The sequence below is a fragment of the Variovorax glucosi genome (genome assembly GCF_051216695.1).
GTDB lineage: Bacteria > Pseudomonadota > Gammaproteobacteria > Burkholderiales > Burkholderiaceae_C > Variovorax.
The window spans coordinates 1-1,371 of sequence record NZ_JBPJZE010000122.1; the positions used below are offsets into that span (position 1 = coordinate 1).

3 protein-coding genes are annotated in these 1,371 nt (G+C 67.4%); all 3 read left to right on the forward strand.

The features are described 5' to 3' along the window. Nucleotides 1–348: carboxyl transferase domain-containing protein (locus ACSFA3_RS23455; protein ID WP_435507826.1), on the forward strand; the 348-nt coding region annotated here is incomplete at its 5' end. Nucleotides 349–413: 65 nt separating this feature from the next. Then, on the forward strand, nt 414–1,166 hold the full coding sequence (locus ACSFA3_RS23460; RefSeq protein ID WP_435507827.1) for a hypothetical protein: 753 nt from the start codon (nt 414–416) through the stop codon (nt 1,164–1,166). After that, on the forward strand, nt 1,130–1,371 hold a 242-nt coding region (locus ACSFA3_RS23465; RefSeq protein ID WP_475544578.1), incomplete at its 3' end, for an SGNH/GDSL hydrolase family protein. The genes ACSFA3_RS23460 and ACSFA3_RS23465, both read left to right, overlap by 37 nt.

The window sequence follows — 1,371 nt, forward strand, 5'->3', positions numbered from 1 at the left end:
AAGGGCTATGGATTGGGCGCGCAGGCGATGACGGCGGGGGGCTTCGACGCGCCGGTGTTCACCGTGGCCTGGCCCACCGGCGAATTCGGCGCGATGGGGCTGGAAGGTGCTGTGCGGTTGGGTTTTCGCAAGGAACTGGCCGCTGCACCCGAGGGTGCGGAGCGCGATGCGCTCTTCAAGAAGCTCGTCGCGCAGCAGTATGCGAACGGCGAAGCGATCCACATGGCGCAGACGCTGGAGATCGACGCGGTGATCGATCCGACCGACACGCGCACCTGGTTGGTGCGTGGCCTTTCGTCCGCGACGAAAACACCACAGGCTGTCTCTGCCTACGTAGACACTTGGTAACCCGGCCTTAGACCTCGTCACGCGCGGGGGAACAGTGGCTCCGTACACTGCGACGCTTTGCGCGCATGAAACTGGTTTCCATTTGGGCAGAGCGCCTGCGCGACGTGACCGTCGCGCACTGGGTGGCAGCCCTTTGCCTCGCAGTGCTGGCCGTCGGCGTGCAGGCAGTGACGCCCGACGACCACCCACGGCAGCCTGCCGAGGCGCATTGGGTCGCGAGCTGGGCCGTGGCGCCGGTCGATTTCACGGAGATGGCCGCAGCCCCCGGCGGTGCGAACTATTCGTCGCCCGCCGGCAATGACCTGCGCGGGCAGACACTGCGCCAGAAGGTTGAACTGTCGCTGGATGGCGAGCGCATCCGCATCCGCTTCTCGAACCGCTTCGGCAAGACGCCGCTACGCATTGCCGCCGCGAGCGCGGCACACGGCACCGGGGCCGATGCGTTCTCGCCGACCACGCTGCACGTGCTGCGTTTCGGCGGTCGCGCCACCATCACCGTTGCGCCCGGCGCGGACGTCTGGAGCGACGGCGTCGACCTGCCAGTGCAAGCGGGGCAAACGGTGGTTGTGAGCGCCTTCTTCGACCGCGCTACGCCTTTTGCCACGGTCTCCATGCTGGAGCCTGGTACGACTTGGGTGGCGCCCGGCAACGCGGTGATGGCGCCGAAGCTGAAGAGCCCCACGCCACTGGTGCTGAACCAGATCGTGACCGGGCTCGACGTGCTCACCACCAAGTCCGTGCGCACCGTCGTGATACGCCGCGCGACGGGCAAGACGTTGCGGTGCTCAATGCCGGCATTGGCGGCAATCGCCTGCTGACCAACGGCTTGGGGCCCAGCGGCCTCTCCCGGTTCGAGCTCGATGCACTGCGGCAGAGCAGCGTGACGCACGCGATCATCCTGATGGGCACCAACGACATCGGCCGCACCCTGTTCGCCAAGGTGCCGGGCGCCGAGCTGAAGCCGCGCGACATGCCGACGGTCGATCGCATCACCGATGGGCTGCAGCAGCTGGTCAAGCAGGC